Here is a 16,592-nt window from a genome sequence, read left to right as displayed (position 1 = left end):
CATGGACGGTTTCACACTCGTCGACGCAGGCGTGGCAATCATCATATTGCTTTCGGGGGTGCTGGCCTACAGCCGTGGTCTTGTGCGCGAAACCATGGCGATCCTGGGCTGGATCGGCGCGGCCATCATCGCCTTTGCCTTTGCGCCACAGGTCGAACCGCTGGTCCGGCAAATCCCGATTGTCGGCGATTTCATCGGCGATAGCTGCGAGCTGGCGATCATCGCGGCCTTTGCGGCGGTCTTTGCGCTGGCGCTGGTGGTCGTGTCGATCTTTACGCCGCTGTTTTCCAGCCTGGTGAAGCGGTCTGCGATTGGCGGCATTGATCAGGGGCTGGGGTTTTTCTTTGGCGCGCTGCGCGGCATCTTGTTGGTGGCGGTCGCGTTCTTTGTCTATGATACGATCTTTGCGACCCAGGCGATTGCGATGATCGACGACAGCCGCTCGGCCGATATCTTTGCCCAGCTGACCGCCCGGATCGAGGCGCAGAACCCCGAACAGGCGCTTGGCTGGATCACCCAGCAATATCAGGATCTGGTCGGCAATTGCGGCGCCCCCGTGACCGAGATCACCCCGATCACCGCCCCCGCGCCCATCACCGAATAAACCACCCGTCGCGGCACAAGATCCGATCCACCGCAGCCCTGCGGTGGCATTTGAGGTGCAGGCTGCGCTTTGATGCAGATCATCATGATCGTTTCGTGACACCTGCGCCGCCAGCGATTAAGTAGGGGCAAATCGCCCTCCCACGGATTCGGAGCAGCCCATTGTCTTGCAAGGACCTTCCCGCCCATCCCTTTGATGACGACAAGCTGCGCGAAGAATGCGGCGTGTTCGGTGTCGTGGGTGTGACCGACGCATCGAATTTTGTGGCCCTGGGCCTGCATGCCTTGCAGCATCGCGGCCAAGAGGCGGGCGGCATCGTCACCCATGACCCCGCCACAGGGTTCAACCAGGCCCGCCGCATGGGGCTGGTGCGTGACAATTTCACCAATCAAAAGGTCATGGAAACCCTGCCCGGCACGATCGGGATCGGCCATGTGCGCTATTCCACCGCAGGATCGAAAGGCCAGACCGCGATCCGCGACGTGCAGCCGTTCTTTGGCGAATTTTCCATGGGTGGCGCCGCGATCGCGCATAATGGCAATATCACCAATGCGCTGGCGCTGCGCCGCGAATTGATCGAACGCGGGTCCATTTTCCAAAGCTCGTCCGACAGTGAATGCATCATCCATTTGATGGCGCGTTCGATGGGCCGCACCATCCCCGACCGGATGGAAGAGGCGTTGCGCAAAGTCGAAGGCGCGTTTTCCATCGTCGCCATGACCCGCACCAAGCTGATCGGTTGCCGTGATCCTTTGGGCGTGCGCCCGCTGGTGCTGGGGCAATTGGGCGATGGCTGGGTGCTGTCCTCGGAAACCTGCGCGCTTGATATCATCGGTGCGGAGTTCATCCGCGATATCGCACCGGGCGAAATGGTGGTGATCAGCGACAAGGGCGTGCAAAGCCATTTCCCCTTCCGCCCCGCCAAATCGCGGTTCTGCATCTTTGAACATGTCTATTTCAGCAGGCCCGATTCGATCCTTGGGGATCGGTCTGTCTATGAAACCCGCGAAAATATCGGCCGCGAATTGGCCAAAGAAGCCCCTGTCGAGGCTGATCTGGTCTGTCCCGTCCCCGACAGCGGCACGCCTGCGGCCATCGGATACAGCCTGCAATCGGGGATTCCTTACGCGATGGGGATTATTCGCAACCAATATATGGGGCGGACCTTCATCGAACCCTCTGAACAGATCCGCAATATGGGCGTGCGGCTGAAATTGAACGTCAACCGCGCGCTGGTGCGCGGCAAGCGGATCATTCTGGTGGATGACAGCGTCGTGCGCGGCACCACCAGCCAGAAAATCAAGGATATGATCCTTGATGCAGGCGCGGCCGAGGTGCATTTCCGCATTGCCAGCCCGCCCACCGCTTGGCCCTGTTTTTACGGGGTGGACACGCCACAGCGCGACAAATTGCTGGCCGCCACAATGAGCGAAGAGGAAATGCGCGTCCATATCGGGGTGGATAGTCTGAAATTCATCTCGCTGGACGGGTTGTACCGCGCCGTGGGCCAAAAGAACGGGCGCGACCCCGCCGCACCCGCCTATTGCGATGCGTGTTTTTCGGGCGAATACCCTGTCGCCCCCTCTGATATGATCGATCAGGGGTTCCAGACCAAGACGGCGGCGGAATAACCCGGCGCTGATGCCTCTTGACGCGGGGCCGCGTTCGTTGGACAGACGCGCCATGACACAGATTGCATTGATCACCGGCGCATCGCGCGGCCTGGGTGCGGCGCTGGCCCGCCAGCTGGCACCGACCCATCACATCATCGCCGTGGCCAAGACCGTGGGCGCGCTGGAAGAACTCGACGATGCCATTCAGGCGGCAGGCGGGGCGGCGACCCTTGCGCCGATGGATATCACTGTCGATGCTGCCATGCAGCAGCTGTGCCGGGGCATCTTTGATCGCTGGGGCAAGCTGGATCTTTGGCTGCATACGGCCGTCCATGCCGCCCCGCTGGCGCCAGCGGGCCATATCGGCCCCAAGGATCTGAGCAAATCCATGACGATCAATGTCGAGGCGACAGCCCGCCTGATCGCCTATGTCAGCCCTTTGCTGGGGCTGACCGGCAAGGCGGTGTTCTTTGACGACCCGCGCGGCGGGCAGCAGTTTTTCGGCGCTTACGGCGCGACCAAGGCCGCACAGACCGCGCTTGCCCGCAGCTGGCAGGCGGAATCGGCCAAGACCGGCCCGCTGGTGCAGATCCTGACACCCGCCCCCATGCCCACCGCCACCCGTGCGCGGTTCTATCCCGGCGAGGATCGCAGCGCCCTGACAGAGCCAAGCGCAGAGGCCGCACGGCTCTTGCCCGAAATCTTGGCGCGCTGACCCCGGCGGCTGGGTCCTTTGCGCCACAAAGCCGGATGCGGACCCCGCCACCGGCTTGCCGCCGCACCGCTGCTGGCCTAGGTATTTGCCAATAGCAAAGGGCGGCGCATGCGGATTCTGATCACCAATGACGACGGCATCAACGCCCCTGGCCTGCAGGTGCTGACCCGGATCGCCCAGGATATCGCCGGACCCAATGGGCAGGTCTGGACCGTGGCCCCCGCCTTTGAACAATCCGGCGTCGGCCATTGCATCAGCTATACCCATCCCACGATGATCGCCGAACTGGCCCCCCGCCGCTTTGCCGCCGAAGGATCACCCGCCGATTGCGTGATTGCGGGGCTTTATGATGTGATGATCGACGCACGCCCCGATCTGGTGCTGTCGGGCGTGAACCGGGGCAATAATGCCGCCGAAAACACGCTTTATTCCGGCACGATCGGCGGCGCGATGGAGGCCGCATTGCAAGGCATCCCCGCCATCGCCTTGTCGCAATATTTCGGCCCCGCGAACCGCGATCTGGATGATCCTTTCGATGCCGCAGCCATACATGGCGCGGATGTGGTGCGCCGGTTGATGGCGCGCGACCTGTGGGACGAGGCCGATTACCGGCTGTTTTACAACGTGAATTTCCCGCCTGTCGCCGGTGCGGATGTCAAAGGCATGCGCGCCGCCGCCCAAGGGTTCCGGCGCGGCACGCATTTTTCCGCCGAGGCGCAGACCTCGCCCAGCGGGCGGCGGTTTTTATGGGTGCGCGGCGGCGCGCAGGATGTCCCCACCGCCCCCGGCAGCGATGCGGCGGTCAATCTGGACGGTTATATTTCCGTCACGCCGATGCGCGCGGATCTGACCGACCGCGCGATGCTGGCCCCCCTGCAAGAGGCGCTGGCGTGAGCTTTGACGCGGATACCAAGATGCAATTCCTCTATGCCCTGCGCAGCAAGGGTGTCACCGATACCCGCGTATTGACCGCGATGGAACAGGTGGACCGCGCGGCCTTTGTGCGGGGTATCTTCGCGGACCGCGCTTACGAGGATATGCCCCTGCCCATCGCCTGCGGGCAGACCATTTCGCAACCCTCTGTCGTGGGGCTGATGACGCAGGCCTTGCAGGTCAATCCGCGCGACAAGGTGCTGGAGATCGGGACAGGATCAGGCTATCAGGCCGCGATCCTCAGCAAGCTGGCACGGCGGGTCTATACGATCGACCGCTACCGCAGTCTGGTCGATCAGGCGCGCGCGATCTTTGCGGATCAGCAGATCGCCAATATCACCACCTTTACCGCCGATGGCAGCCACGGCCTGCCCGATCAGGCGCCCTTTGACCGCATCCTGCTGACCGCCGCCGCCGAAGACCCGCCCGGCCCGCTGCTGGCGCAATTGCGCATCGGCGGGATCATGGTGCTGCCGGTCGGACAATCAGACGCTGTGCAAAGCCTGATCCGTGTCACCCGGCTTGACAGCGGCTATGATTACGACGAATTGCGCGCTGTCCGGTTTGTGCCCTTGCTAGAAGGGCTCGGACAAGAGTAAACTGCCACAAAATAAGGTATCGTCCAGGCAACAAGGGACGACCCGCCACAAGGAGCAGCAGAATGGACCACGGGCAAAGCACCATCAGGAATCTTATGCTGAGCGGCGTTGCACTGGCCGCTTTGGCCGGTTGTGACGGGTTCGACCCTGACATGCGTGATCTGGGCAATGGGTTCAGCACCGCTGCCGCCGTGCAAGACCTGCCCAACCGTCCCCGCCCTGATGAACGCGGCGTGATTTCTTATCCGACCTATCAGGTTGTCGTCGCCGGGCAGGATGACACGATCCGCAGCATCGCGCTGCGGTTGGGTCTGGACGGCAGCGAGCTGGCCCGTTTCAACGGCATCGACCCTGACACGCCGCTGCGCCGGGACGAGATCGTGGCCCTGCCGAACCGTCTGCCCGATAGCGCCGGGGCGCCGCTGGGGCAGCAGCCCTTTGATGTGGCCGCCGTGGCGACCTCGGCGCTTGACCGTGCTGATGCCCAGGGCGGCGCCATCACCGCCACGGCCCTGCCACCTGCCGGGCAAACCACCCCCGCAGCCAGTGCCGCCCCGCCCCCGCCTGCGCCCGGCACAGAGCCGATCCGCCACCGGGTGGTGCGCGGCGAAACGGCTTTCTCGATCTCGCGGCTTTATAGCGTGCCGGTCACGGCGATTGCGGAATGGAACGGGCTGAATGCCGAATTCACCATCCGCGAAGGGCAATATCTGTTGATCCCGCAGGGTGGTGCAGCACCGCAACGCGCGGCAGCCGCTGTTGTCACCGCCCCCGGTGCGGGCAGCGAAACGCCCGTGCCCCCCAGTGCGGCGACACCTTTGCCGGCGACAACCGCCGCTGTCGCGGCACCGGAAACACCTGATACCGGCACGCCTGCCCCCGCCGCACCTGCGGCCAGCGCCAGCCGTCTTGCCGCGCCGGTGCAAGGCAGCATCATCCGCGCCTATGCGCCCGGCAGCAATGAAGGCGTCGATTTCGGCGTTCCCGCAGGGACCGATGTGCGCGCGGCAGATGCTGGCAGCGTCGCTGCGGTGACGACCGATACATCGGGCGGGTCCATCGTGGTGATCCGCCATGCGGATGGCCTGCTGACGGTCTATACGCAGATGGATAATCTGACCGTGCAGAAAGACGCCAGCGTCACCCGTGGGCAGGTCATCGGCAAGGTCCGCGCGGGCAATCCCAGCTTTTTGCATTTCGAGGTGCGGCGCGGGCTGCAAAGCGTCGATCCGATGGATTTCCTGCCCTAGGTAAGGTGGATCACGATCCACCCTACGGCAGACGCACGCCCTGCCGCCCCGCCAGATCGGTGAAATATTGCCAGGCCACGCGGCCTGACCGGCTGCCGCGTGTGGCCTGCCATTCGATCGCCTCGGCGCGCAATGTCGCATCGTCGATGGTGACACCGAAAGCATCGCAATAGCCCCGGATCATCGCCAGATATTCATCCTGATCGCAGGGATGAAACCCAAGCCAAAGACCGAACCTGTCCGACAGCGACACTTTTTCCTCGACCGCCTCGGAGGGTGAGATCGCGCTGGAGCGTTCATTCTCGATCATGTCGCGCGGCATCAGGTGGCGCCGGTTCGAGGTGGCATAAAGCACCACATTATCGGGCCGGCCTTCGATGCCGCCATCCAGCACCGCTTTCAGCGATTTGTAATGCGCATCATCATGGCCGAATGACAGATCATCGCAGAACAGGATGAACCGCGCATCCGATTGGCGCAGCAGGTTCAGGCAGCGGGTGATGCTGGGCAGATCCTCACGCTGGACCTCGACCAGTTTCAGCGCCGGATGTTCTGCCTGAACAGCGCCGTGGATCGCCTTGACAAGGCTGGATTTTCCCATCCCCCGCGCACCCCAGAGCAGCGCGTTATTCGCAGGCATCCCCGCCGCAAAGCGCTGGGTATTGGCCAGCAGCGTATCGCGCGACCGGTTCACCCCGACCAGCAGCGACACATCGATCCGGTTGATCCGGCCCACCGGTTCCAGACGGTCGGGCTGGGTATGCCAGACAAAGGCCGCCGCAGCCCCGAAATCGGGCGCTTTTTGCGGCGCGGGATGCATCCGTTCCAGCGCCCGCGCGATCCGTTTCAACGTGTCCTTGGTCATGGCTTTTGCTCGTCATCCATTGCAGCATCGCCATGCAGGTCATCATCCCACAGACCCTCGGCACGCAGTTTCGCCTCGCGCTTGCGTTCGACACGCGCGACCAGCTGAATAGACACCTCGTAGAGCCCGTAAACCACCACGAACAGGATCACCTGCGAAATGACATCGGGCGGCGTGGCAAAGGCGGCAACAATCAGGATGCCGACAACCGCATATTTGCGCGTGCCCCGCAGACCCCGCGCCGAGACCAGCCCCGCCTTGCCCATCAGCGTCAGCAGCACAGGCAGCTGGAAACACAGACCAAAAGCCACGATGAATTTGATTGTCAGGCTCAGATAGGCCTTGGCCGAGCCTTGGAACAGGATCCCCGCCGCCTGCGTATTGCCATCGGTCCCCGAGATCAGGCTGCCGGGTTGCTGGAAGCCAAGAAAGAACCCAAAGGCCAAGGGCGTGATGACGTAATAGGCAAAGGCCGCCCCCAGAAAGAACATGAACGGCGAGGCGACCAGAAAGGGCAAGAAAGCCCCCTGTTCGCTTTTGTAAAGTCCGGGCGCAACAAAGCGCCACAGCTGGTAGGAAATGATCGGGAAGCCGATGATCAGCCCCCCCAGCAGCGAGATCGAGATCGCGACGAAGAAACCTTCTTCGAGGGCGATGAATTGCAGGTCGCAGGATTGGTCCCGCGCGGCCAGCGCATCGCACAAAGGCAGCGTCAGGAAATTGAACAACGGGTTCCAGATCGTGAAGCTGATGATCATGCCGACAATGAACGCCAGCACCGAGCGGATCAGCCGGGTGCGCAGTTCCGCCAGATGTTCGATCAACGGGGCAGAGCTGTCTTCGATCTCGTCGGGGTGGCTCATGCCTTGTCCTCGGGTTTGTCAGCCAGGGATGCAGGGGGCTTTGACGCAGTTTTCGGCGGATTGGGCTTTGGCGCGGTCTTCGCCGGATTGGGCTTTGGCGCGGCCTTGGCCGGAGCCGCCTTGACCGCGGCGCGCGCGGCATTGTCCTGCGTTGCCGGCGCTTTGGAAAAACTGGTCGCATCCTTCAGCGCCTCGGCGCCGAATGCTTTGGGGTCGGAGGCCGCACGGATCGTCTTGGTCATATCCTTGATCCCGGATTCATCTGCCGCCGCTTCCATTGCGCGCGAAAACTCGCGCGCCATGCCACGCGCCTTGCCGGTGAACTGGCCCATGGCGCGAAACATGCCGGGCAGATCCTTTGGCCCGATCACGATCAGGGCCACGATGCCGATCAGCACCATTTCGCTCATGCCGAGACCAAACATGGCTGGCTATCCCTTCGGGGTGTTGATCAGACTTTGTCTTTGGATTTTGCGTCTTCGGGGGTGACGTCACGCGGTTCGGCAAGATTGTCGTCAAGTTCTTTCTTGCTGTCATCGACGCCACGTTTGAAGGCGGTGATGCCTTTGCCGACTTCGCCCATCAGGCTGGAAATCTTGCCGCGCCCGAACAGGACCAGCACGACAACCGCGATCAGGATAAGGCCGGGAAGGCCGATATTATTGAGCATGTCTCTCTCCTCTGGCGGGATGCGCCTCTGTCTCGGATAGGGGTTTCTATGCCCATAAAAGACCCAAGGAAAGAGATCATTCCAGAAAAATTACACCACAAGCGCCCTTTTTTCTATGACGCAATCCCGCTTTGTGCCAAATTCCTGTCAGTTGCCAGAAAAATGGCACAAAACAGCCGCCGAAAGGATCACCATGCGCCGCGCCGACAGATTGATGCAGCTGGTCCAGATCCTGCGCGATGGCCGCCTGCACCGCGCCCAGGACCTTGCGGCGGCGGTGGGCGTGTCCTTGCGCAGCATCTACCGCGACATGGATACGCTGGCCGCCTCGGGCGTGCCGATTTCGGGCGAACGCGGGGTCGGCTATCATGTCACGGCGGCGATCACCCTGCCGCCCCTGAACCTGACCCTGACCGAGGTCGAGGCTTTGCATCTGGGCCTGTCTGCCGTGGGCGAGGCCGAGGATTCCGATCTGGCCCAGGCCGCGCGCCAGCTGCTTGCGAAACTTGATGCGGTGATGCCCGAAAACCCCGCCAGCGCGCCGGCGCATGGGTTCGCGATCTATCCATTCGCCGATGCCGCACGCGGGTTCCAGCATCTGCCCCGCCTGCGCCAAGCCGTGCGCACCCGCCAGAAACTGGAACTGACCTTGCAAGGCGACAGCCGGACCGTGCGCCCCTTGCAGCTGGATTACTGGGGGCGGCTATGGACCTGCGTTGTCTGGTGCGAAAAGCGGCGGGATTTCGACGTGATCCGCGTTGACCAGATCAGCGCCTTGCGCGTGCTGCCTAGCCTTTTCGTGGCCGAGGCGGGCAAATCGCTGGCCGATTACAAGGCGCGCCGGAACGACGAGGGCGACAGCCAATCCGCAACCGCGCCCAGCGGGCGGAAATAGGCCATTTTGCGGCAGGGATCGGTGATGGCCGCATCCCAGGGGGCGACCCCGTGCAACAGGTGCCGGTCCAGCAGCACGACCTGCCCCGGCAGCGCCGTCACCGCGACGCGGGGGCAGGTTTCGAACACATTGCGCCGCGCGGCCTGATAGGCGGCAGCGACATCAAGATCGCCCCAATGCTGCGGCGGCACCCCCGCGAAACAGGCGGCAAAGGCTGCGCGCATGATCGCATGACTGCCGGACCAGACGACCAGCGGGCTGGCGGCGCTGGCATTCAGCGGCAACCCCATAATAAAGGCATGCGCTTCGCGCAGATGCCGGCGCAGCGGGCTGCCTTCGCCGTGCAAGCCGTCAACATGGGCCGCAGCGCGCGTCACCCGATAGGCATGGGCCGCGTCGGTCTCGGTCGCGTCCTGCGCGGGATAGCCGGGAAAGACCACCGATAGCTGCGCGCGGTGCCACTGCGCGGGCACAGGCACCAGATCGCGCCAGGCCCCGCCCAGCGGCACATCGCCCAGCGCCCCGTCAGGGCCATTGTCCAGCGCATCGACCCCCACGCACCATGTCCCGCCATGGCGCAGCGGCGGGCCGCTTTGCAGCATCCGGTCGCAGGCCGCATTGGCGGCCTTTGCCCAGCGCGCCACACAAGGATCATGCGGCAGCACCAGCCAGCCATCGCGCGCCAGCGCCTGCATCACCAGCCCAGAGCCTTGCGCAGCATGTTCAGCGCCACAAGGATCAGGAACATACCAAACACCCGCTTCAGCCGGACAGGATCGGTCCGATGCGCCAGCGCCGCCCCCAAGGGGGCCGTGACCAGCGTCATCGCGATGACCAGCACAAAGGCCGCAAGATTGACCGCCCCGATGGAAAATGGCGGTGCCACGGCCATCTCGACGAATAAAAAGCCTGCAACCGATGGCACGGCGATGATCACACCGAACCCCGCCGCCGTGGCCACCGCGCGGTGGATCGGCACGTTGAACAGGGTCATCATCGGCACCCCGAAAGACCCGCCCCCGATCCCCATCAGCACCGACAGAAAGCCAATGACCGGCGACAAGGCCGCGCGCGTGACCCCGCCGGGCATGACCGGCCCCAGCCGCCAGTGGTTTCTGCCAAAGGCCATGTAAACCGCCACGCTTGCCGCCAGAATGCCAAAGATCGCTTGCAACGTCCCCGAGCGCAAAGAGGCCGCAACCATGACCCCGATCACAGCACCGATGGCGATACCGGGCGCCCAAGCCCGCAGGATCGCCCAATCCACGGCCCCCTTGCGCTGATGCGCCAGCACGGACCGCGCAGAGGTCACGATGATCGTCGCCAGCGATGTCGCCAGACACATCTGCATCAGCTGCGGGCTGTCAAAGCCTAGCGATGCAAAGACATAGTAGAACGCAGGCACCAGCACGATCCCGCCGCCCACGCCCAGCAAGCCTGCCAGAACCCCTGCAAAAGCCCCGATCGCCATCAGGAACAAGGCCATCTGGACCAGTAACATCGTCTCGGGCATTGCGCGTTCTCCGGCGTGACTTGGCGATATCGCTACACCCGAGGTCGGCAAATGACCAGAGCTCAGGCCGCCGCCTGGGTGACATGCGCCAGCGCCGCCAGCACGGTCTGCGGCCCTGCCCCGTCCTGATGGGCCTGTTCGGACAGATGCCGCCGCCAGGCCTTGGCACCCGGACGGCCCTGGAACATGCCCAGCATATGGCGCGTGATCTGCCCCAGCCGTCCGCCCGCTTGCAGATGATCCGCGATATAGGGCAGCATCAGATGCACGATCTCTTCGGCGCTGCGCCCGGTCGGGTCGCCATAGATGCGGGCATCGGCATCCAGCAGGATATCGCAGGGAAGGTGATAGGCGGCGCGCCCGATCATCACCCCGTCCAACCCGCGATCCAGAAAATCCTGCGCCTGATCCAGCGTGGCAATCCCGCCATTGACCGACAGATGCAGATGCGGAAACAGCGCCTTCATCGCGATCACCAGATCATAATCGAGCGGCGGGATATCGCGGTTTTCCTTGGGGCTAAGCCCCTGCAACCAAGCCTTGCGCGCATGGATGGAAAAGCGGTCCACCCCCGCCGCCGACACCCGCGCGATGAAATCGGGCAGCACCTCGGCCGGGATCTGGTCATCAACCCCGATCCGGCATTTGACCGTCACCGGAATATCGACCGCCGCGATCATCGCCGCACAGCATTCGGCAACCAGCGCGGGGTTTTCCATCAGCACCGCGCCAAAGAACCCCGATTGCACCCGGTCCGACGGACAGCCGCAATTGAGATTGACCTCGTCATAGCCCATATCCGCCGCGACCCGCGCCGCCTGCGCCAATTGCACCGGGTCCGACCCGCCCAATTGCAAGGCGACCGGATGTTCCGCCGGATCATAGCCGATCAGCCGGTCGCGGTCGCCATGCAGCACCGCAGGGGCCGTGACCATTTGCGAATAAAGCAAGACATGCCGCGACATCAGCCGGTGCAGATACCGGCAATGACGGTCGGTCCAGTCCATCATCGGCGCAGTAGACAATCTAGCATGTTGATTTATTTGCATTTTTTGTGTATCTTCAAATTGTTGGCGGCGGATGCTGCTACGCTGGAATACGCCCCAATATCCCCGAATTTGCCCCTCTACGACGACTCATTGCACACACAGCGCACACGAAAATGGCCTCCATCACCAAGCTCCCCTCCGGTGCCTACCGGGTTCAGATCAGACGAAAGGGCCGCTACGCGAGCGAGACGTTTCTCCGTCGCGACGATGCCCATCGCTGGGCCCGCCAAGCGGAGACCCGGGTGGATCAGGGGTTGGCGCCGAACAAGTCGTCCGTCTCCCGCCTGACCACCTTCGGCGATCTCATCGATCTCCACATAATCGATATGTGCGAGGTAGGCAAACCGCCGCGTCGCAGCAAGGCCGCCACGCTCAAGACGCTCAAGCGCGATCTGGGCAAGGAGAAGATCGGGCACCTCGACCGGCAAAAGCTGATCGACTACGGCAAGATGCGCGCCGAGCAAGGTGCCGGTCCGGTGACCCTCAGCATCGATATCGGCGTGATCAAGATGATCATCACCCACGCGGCAGCCGTGCACGGGCTCGACATTTCTCCCGAACCCGTTGATCTGGCGCGTGTCGCGCTCAAGCGGCTCGGCCTCATCGGCAAAGGCACCGAGCGGGACCGCCGCCCCACCACGGACGAGCTGAACCGCCTCTTCCGTTGCTTCGATGACAACGAACGCCTGACCCTGCCGATGACACGGATCGTGAAGTTCGCGGTGGCCACGGCGATGCGGCTCGATGAGATCTGCCGCGTCGCATGGACCGATCTCGACGTCGACCGCCGGATGCTCATGATCCGCGATAGGAAGGACCCGCGCAACAAGACCGGGAACGACCAGCGGATCCCACTCTTCGCCGCCACGGGGTTCGATGCCTGGGCGTTGGTCACCGAACAGGCCAAGGAGCTCGGGCACGCAAGAGGCCGGATATTTCCCTACAACTCGAAATCGGTCGGAACGGCCTTCCGGCGCGCCTGCGTCGAGGTCAGCGTGAAGGACCTGCATTTCCACGATTTGCGCCATGAGGGCACAAGCCGCCTGTTCGAGGCCGGCTTCGCGATCGAACAAGTCTCGCTGGTCACCGGCCACAAGGATTGGAAAATGTTGCGCCGGTACACGCATATCCGCCCGGAAACGCTGCACCGGCTTGCCGCGTCGCGCGCCCCTTCCACGCTCGAGACCCGTGCAGCCGAGTGACCGGAGAGTCAGAGGGGTGCCGTCCCGGCCCGTGACGGGTTTGGAGGTCGAGAGAGAGGCTTTCGGCCGCCCGTCGCGGGAGAAAACCCATGAATACCGAAATTATCGATGCCGGGCGTGATATCAGCGGCGGCTACAAGGTGGATGTGTCGCGCGGCGCGAACGTGGATCGCGTGTCGTCCGAGTGGTTCTCGCGGCCGGAGGACGAGCGGTATCTGTCGCTCGACGATCTCTTCGCCTCGGTCCAGGGCCGGGCGGAGCGCAGCCGGACGCGCACGGTGGAGAGTGCGGCGATCCGGGTCGAGGCGCATCGCGACAACCCGGAGAAGCTGGGCCTTGTCCTGCCGGGCGCGGATGAGCCGATTGCACCGACACATTGGAGCTTCGGTCAGCTCTCGAGCCTCGTCGGCGCGCCCGCCGCCTATCTGCGGCAGCTGCCTGCGCCGCTGGCGGGGATCAACCTGCAATACGGCCTGACCAACCACCGGGCCGAGCAGATCAAGACCATGGAGGTCGCGAACGGTCGCACCGAACTGCGCGCCGTGACCGGACCCGACTATGGCCGCATCTACGACCATGAATTGGTCTCTGCAGTTCAACGCATCGCGGGCAATGGCACGGGCGACACGCGCTGGAAGGTGCCGGGCGTGCTCGACTGGTCGACCGGCATCTACAACCCGCGCGTGGACGTTACGAAGGAGACGACGACGCTCTACGCCTCGGACCGCGACGTGTTCCTGTTCCTCGTCGACGATCTGAACCCCATCGAGGCGGGGCTGCTGCCCGACGGCTCGCCCGACCTCTATTTCCGAGGATTCTATTGTTGGAACTCGGAGGTGGGCGCCAAGACGCTCGGCATCGCCAGCTTCTACCTGCGCGCGGTCTGCCAGAATCGGAACCTCTGGGGCGTCGAGGACTTCCAGGAGATCACGATCCGGCATTCGAAATACGCCGCCTCCCGCTTCGCCCATGAGGCCGCCCCGGCGCTCAGCCGCTTCGCCGAGTCCTCGCCCGCGCCCTTCATCGACGGCATCCGCGCGGCGCGGGAGAAGATCGTCGCGCGGTCGGACGAGGACCGTCAGGATTTCCTGCGCAAGCGCGGGTTCTCGAAGGCTGAAACCGGGCGGATCGTCGAGACGGTGCTGGCCGAGGAAGGCCGCCCGCCCGAGAGCGTCTTCGACTTCGTGCAAGGGATCACGGCGGTGGCTCGGTCAAAGCCGCAGCAGGACGCGCGGTTGGTGATGGAGGGCAAGGCGAAGGCGTTGCTGGAAAAAGCGTGATTGCGTTGAATATGAATTTGGATCAACGACCTATCGAGATAAACTCAAGCACTGAATGAAGATTTCGAGGGGCGTTATAGCCCCTCGATCGTGAACTCGGGTGCACCTTGCCAGACCAGCTTCCAGCTCGCGCCAGGGCGGACATTCTGGATGATCCCCGGATCGAAGGCGACGAAGCACCGCCCGCCCGAATGACGGACGGAGGGGTAGATCAGCCCGCGATGCCCCTCTGATCTCAGATCCGCGGCAAGGCGCTGCCCGGCCGCGTAGCCCCGCTCGGGGACCGGATCGAGCGCCAGATGGACCTCCCCGTGAAGATCGGGAAAATCGCCGATGAAATCCGCCAGCAACTCGACGTAGCGTGCCTCGTCATCGTAGCGGCCGATGAAGCCCAACTCGCGGGTCCGGTGAAACCCAACTTCCTGCGCGCTCGTCAGCATGTCCCAGGCGCAGTACCACGCGCCGCGGTCGCCGGTGTTGAACCGGTTGCCCGTTGAGCGGGTATAGGTGAATGCCGCGTTGATAAGGCTCTGCCCGTAGAGGGTCAGGTCATGTGACCGCCGCGCGAAGGCCAGTTCGCGGCGGTCTAGCGCGGGACTGCCCTGCGCTTCGGCGATCAGGCGGGCACTGGTCTCGCCTTCGATCTCGGCGAGAATCGCGGCCTCCTCGTCGCTGTCGACCAGCCCCCGCAGCACCGGCGGCTTGTGATGGGTCTCGGAAATCAGCCTGACAAGGGCACGGTCATTGACCGACGTGATCCTCAAACCCCGCCCCGCAGCGCATCGACATAGCCCCGCACGCGCAGGATCTTGGGCAATCCTCCCTCGATCATCGCGTCCACGGGCCGTGCGCCGTCAAACTCCGGACCTCGGTTCGGCAGCTTCGCCCAGTCCCGCGAGATCGGCTCGTTGAAGTAAAGCTCGAGCGACTTGTAGAGGCCGATCAGCGCGCTCAGGCGCAGCATCTGGTCCCGCGTCAAATCCCCCGCAAAATCGGGCTTCTTCGCTCTCTTCCAGGTCGAGTCCGACATATCCGCCAGTGCCGCCGCCTCACGCAAGGTGAGCGACCAGGCGTCCGCGATCCGGGCGAAGGCCTTAAGAGCGACCCCCTGCCGATCCGGCGCAGGACGTTCCAGAACAACGTTTTCCATATGTTGGCGCTCCTTCCTAGTTTGACTGATGATATAAGCTCATATGGATTGTTTTGCAAGTCCATATGAGCCATGTGGTGCCTCAAGAGGTAGAGGGGTGCCGGGTTTTCCGTGACGGGTTTGGAGGTCGGGAGAGAGGCTCCCGGCTGGCCTGTCGCGGAGATATCCCGATGACAAAGCAACAGAAAATCACCCTCAGCGCCTCGCGCGACATTCCCTTTAATAAGCTGATGCTCAGCCAGTCGAACGTGCGCCACGTCAAGGCCGGCGTATCGATCGAGGAACTGGCCGAGGACATCGCGCGGCGGACGCTGCTCAGTTCCATCACCGTGCGGCCCGTGCTGGATGACAATGGCGCCGAGACCGGCATGTACACGATTCCCGCCGGCGGGCGGCGGTTCCGGGCGCTGGAACTGCTCGTGAAACAGAAGCGCATGAACAAGACTGCGCTGGTGCCCTGCATCGTGCGCACCGATGGCCTCGCCGAGGAGGACAGTCTCGCCGAAAACGTCCAGCGCGCGCCGCTGCACCCGCTCGACCAGTTCCGTGCCTTCCAGGCGATGCGCGAGAAAGGTCGCACCGAGGAGGAGATCGCCGCGGCCTTCTTCGTTTCGGCCAGCGTGGTCAAACAGCGGCTAAAGCTCGCCGCCGTCTCGCCCTCGCTGCACGATGCCTATGCCGAGGAAGAGATGACGCTCGACCAGCTCATGGCCTTCACTGTCAATCCCGATCACGCACGGCAGGAGCAGGTCTGGGAGGCGCTGCAGCGGCACTATTCCCGGCAGCCCTACGAGATCCGCCGCATGCTGACCGAGGGCGCGGTGCGGGCGTCGGACAAGCGGGCGCAGTTCGTGGGGCTCGACGATTACGTCGAGGCCGGGGGCGAAATCCTGCGCGACCTGTTCCAGCAGGATGACGGCGGCTGGCTGCAGGATGCCGCCCTGCTCGACGTCATGGTGCGCGAGAAGCTCGCCGAAGAGGCCGAGGCGATCCGTGCCGAGGGCTGGAACTGGGTCGAGGTCGACACCGAGTTCCCCTATGGCCACACCTTCGGGATGCGCCGGGTCCATGGCGAAGCAGTGCCGATGACCTGTGAGGAGGCTGCCAGCTACCAGTCGCTGAAGGCCGAATACGACGCGCTTGAGGCGGAGCATGCGGAGGCCGACGAGCTGCCCGAAAACGTCGATGCCCGGTTGGGCGAGATCGAGGAAGCGATGGAGGCACTCGAGGCGCGGCCGATCCGGTTCGAGTCCGAGGATCTGGCGCTTGCCGGGGCCTTCGTCAGCATCGACAGTTCCGGGCGGCTGCGCGTCGAGCGGGGCTATGTGCGAGCGGAGGATGAACCGGTCGAGGAAGTCGAAGAGGTGGGCGAGGTCGCATCCGATCCGGTA

Annotated in this window: 18 protein-coding genes and 1 pseudogene; 10 read left to right on the top strand and 9 right to left on the bottom strand. The window is 63.7% G+C overall.

Translation table 11 applies throughout. The features are described from left to right. The first annotated feature begins 1 nt into the window (after position 1). From LOKVESSMR4R_RS05655 to LOKVESSMR4R_RS05630, 6 genes are all read left to right on the top strand, one after another. On the top strand, positions 2-604 hold the full coding sequence (locus LOKVESSMR4R_RS05655) for a CvpA family protein (protein WP_087206682.1): 603 nt from the start codon (positions 2-4) through the stop codon (positions 602-604). Positions 605-765: 161 nt separating this feature from the next. After that, complete coding sequence (gene purF, locus LOKVESSMR4R_RS05650; protein WP_087206681.1) at positions 766-2,235, top strand: amidophosphoribosyltransferase; 1,470 nt, start codon at positions 766-768, stop codon at positions 2,233-2,235. A gap of 52 nt (positions 2,236-2,287) precedes the next feature. Continuing rightward, positions 2,288-2,932 carry an SDR family NAD(P)-dependent oxidoreductase gene (locus LOKVESSMR4R_RS05645; protein WP_087206680.1) on the top strand — a complete coding sequence of 215 codons (645 nt, stop codon included), beginning with the start codon at positions 2,288-2,290 and terminating at the stop codon, positions 2,930-2,932. Between the two features lie 108 nt (positions 2,933-3,040). Then, positions 3,041-3,826 (top strand): 5'/3'-nucleotidase SurE, encoded by a 786-nt coding sequence (gene surE / locus LOKVESSMR4R_RS05640; protein ID WP_087206679.1) that lies wholly within the window; start codon positions 3,041-3,043, stop codon positions 3,824-3,826. Beyond that, on the top strand, positions 3,823-4,464 hold the full coding sequence (locus LOKVESSMR4R_RS05635; protein WP_087206678.1) for a protein-L-isoaspartate(D-aspartate) O-methyltransferase: 642 nt from the start codon (positions 3,823-3,825) through the stop codon (positions 4,462-4,464). The genes surE and LOKVESSMR4R_RS05635 overlap by 4 nt, the downstream gene beginning before the upstream one ends. 95 nt (positions 4,465-4,559) lie before the next feature. Continuing rightward, a complete protein-coding gene (locus LOKVESSMR4R_RS05630; protein ID WP_237331918.1) occupies positions 4,560-5,714 on the top strand; it encodes a M23 family metallopeptidase in 1,155 nt (384 codons plus the stop codon). Between the two features lie 22 nt (positions 5,715-5,736). Here the strand turns inward: LOKVESSMR4R_RS05630 and LOKVESSMR4R_RS05625 are convergent, their stop codons facing one another. The 4 genes from LOKVESSMR4R_RS05625 to LOKVESSMR4R_RS05610 are packed head-to-tail and all read right to left on the bottom strand — an operon-like array spanning position 5,737 to position 8,112. Further along, positions 5,737-6,579 carry an ATP-binding protein gene (locus tag LOKVESSMR4R_RS05625; protein WP_087206676.1) on the bottom strand — a complete coding sequence of 281 codons (843 nt, stop codon included), beginning with the start codon at positions 6,577-6,579 and terminating at the stop codon, positions 5,737-5,739. Next, the gene (gene tatC, locus LOKVESSMR4R_RS05620; protein ID WP_087206675.1) at positions 6,576-7,442 is read right to left on the bottom strand and encodes a twin-arginine translocase subunit TatC; all 867 of its coding nucleotides are present in this window, start codon (positions 7,440-7,442) and stop codon (positions 6,576-6,578) included. Before tatC ends, LOKVESSMR4R_RS05625 begins: the two co-directional genes overlap by 4 nt. Next, a complete protein-coding gene (gene tatB / locus LOKVESSMR4R_RS05615) occupies positions 7,439-7,867 on the bottom strand; it encodes a Sec-independent protein translocase protein TatB (RefSeq protein ID WP_157898147.1) in 429 nt (142 codons plus the stop codon). The genes tatC and tatB overlap by 4 nt, the downstream gene beginning before the upstream one ends. A gap of 26 nt (positions 7,868-7,893) precedes the next feature. Beyond that, positions 7,894-8,112: a twin-arginine translocase TatA/TatE family subunit gene (locus tag LOKVESSMR4R_RS05610; protein WP_087206673.1), complete on the bottom strand. Its 219-nt coding sequence runs from the start codon at positions 8,110-8,112 to the stop codon at positions 7,894-7,896. A gap of 193 nt (positions 8,113-8,305) precedes the next feature. Here LOKVESSMR4R_RS05610 and LOKVESSMR4R_RS05605 point away from each other — a divergent pair, with 193 nt between their 5' ends. Next, complete coding sequence (locus LOKVESSMR4R_RS05605; protein WP_087212690.1) at positions 8,306-9,007, top strand: helix-turn-helix transcriptional regulator; 702 nt, start codon at positions 8,306-8,308, stop codon at positions 9,005-9,007. On the opposite strand, the gene LOKVESSMR4R_RS05600 is transcribed toward LOKVESSMR4R_RS05605, so the two are convergent. From LOKVESSMR4R_RS05600 to dusA, 3 genes are all read right to left on the bottom strand, one after another. Then, on the bottom strand, positions 8,941-9,702 hold the full coding sequence (locus tag LOKVESSMR4R_RS05600; RefSeq protein WP_204248764.1) for a hypothetical protein: 762 nt from the start codon (positions 9,700-9,702) through the stop codon (positions 8,941-8,943). The genes LOKVESSMR4R_RS05605 and LOKVESSMR4R_RS05600 overlap by 67 nt on opposite strands. Continuing rightward, complete coding sequence (locus tag LOKVESSMR4R_RS05595; RefSeq protein ID WP_087206671.1) at positions 9,702-10,520, bottom strand: sulfite exporter TauE/SafE family protein; 819 nt, start codon at positions 10,518-10,520, stop codon at positions 9,702-9,704. The genes LOKVESSMR4R_RS05600 and LOKVESSMR4R_RS05595 overlap by 1 nt, the downstream gene beginning before the upstream one ends. A 62-nt stretch (positions 10,521-10,582) precedes the next feature. After that, positions 10,583-11,569 (bottom strand): tRNA dihydrouridine(20/20a) synthase DusA, encoded by a 987-nt coding sequence (gene dusA / locus LOKVESSMR4R_RS05590; protein ID WP_087206670.1) that lies wholly within the window; start codon positions 11,567-11,569, stop codon positions 10,583-10,585. Between the two features lie 113 nt (positions 11,570-11,682). Between dusA and LOKVESSMR4R_RS05585 the strand changes: the two genes are divergently transcribed. Together LOKVESSMR4R_RS05585 and LOKVESSMR4R_RS05580 are read left to right on the top strand one after the other, a co-directional pair. Next, positions 11,683-12,771: a site-specific integrase gene (locus tag LOKVESSMR4R_RS05585; protein ID WP_087206669.1), complete on the top strand. Its 1,089-nt coding sequence runs from the start codon at positions 11,683-11,685 to the stop codon at positions 12,769-12,771. 89 nt (positions 12,772-12,860) lie between these two features. After that, the gene (locus LOKVESSMR4R_RS05580) at positions 12,861-14,051 is read left to right on the top strand and encodes a DUF932 domain-containing protein (RefSeq protein WP_087206668.1); all 1,191 of its coding nucleotides are present in this window, start codon (positions 12,861-12,863) and stop codon (positions 14,049-14,051) included. Positions 14,052-14,125: 74 nt separating this feature from the next. On the opposite strand, the gene LOKVESSMR4R_RS05575 is transcribed toward LOKVESSMR4R_RS05580, so the two are convergent. Next, complete coding sequence (locus LOKVESSMR4R_RS05575) at positions 14,126-14,815, bottom strand: RES family NAD+ phosphorylase (protein ID WP_087206667.1); 690 nt, start codon at positions 14,813-14,815, stop codon at positions 14,126-14,128. Next, the gene (locus tag LOKVESSMR4R_RS05570; RefSeq protein WP_087206666.1) at positions 14,812-15,201 is read right to left on the bottom strand and encodes an antitoxin Xre-like helix-turn-helix domain-containing protein; all 390 of its coding nucleotides are present in this window, start codon (positions 15,199-15,201) and stop codon (positions 14,812-14,814) included. Before LOKVESSMR4R_RS05570 ends, LOKVESSMR4R_RS05575 begins: the two co-directional genes overlap by 4 nt. A gap of 170 nt (positions 15,202-15,371) precedes the next feature. Between LOKVESSMR4R_RS05570 and LOKVESSMR4R_RS05565 the strand changes: the two are divergent. Next, a pseudogene (locus tag LOKVESSMR4R_RS05565) lies at positions 15,372-16,586 on the top strand (ParB/RepB/Spo0J family partition protein); the annotation flags it as partial. Positions 16,587-16,592 lie beyond the last annotated feature (6 nt).

The organism is Yoonia vestfoldensis (assembly GCF_002158905.1).
GTDB lineage: Bacteria > Pseudomonadota > Alphaproteobacteria > Rhodobacterales > Rhodobacteraceae > Yoonia > Yoonia vestfoldensis_B.
The sequence above is the reverse complement of the archived record's forward strand: the minus strand, read 5'-3'. Positions and strand labels throughout refer to the sequence as shown.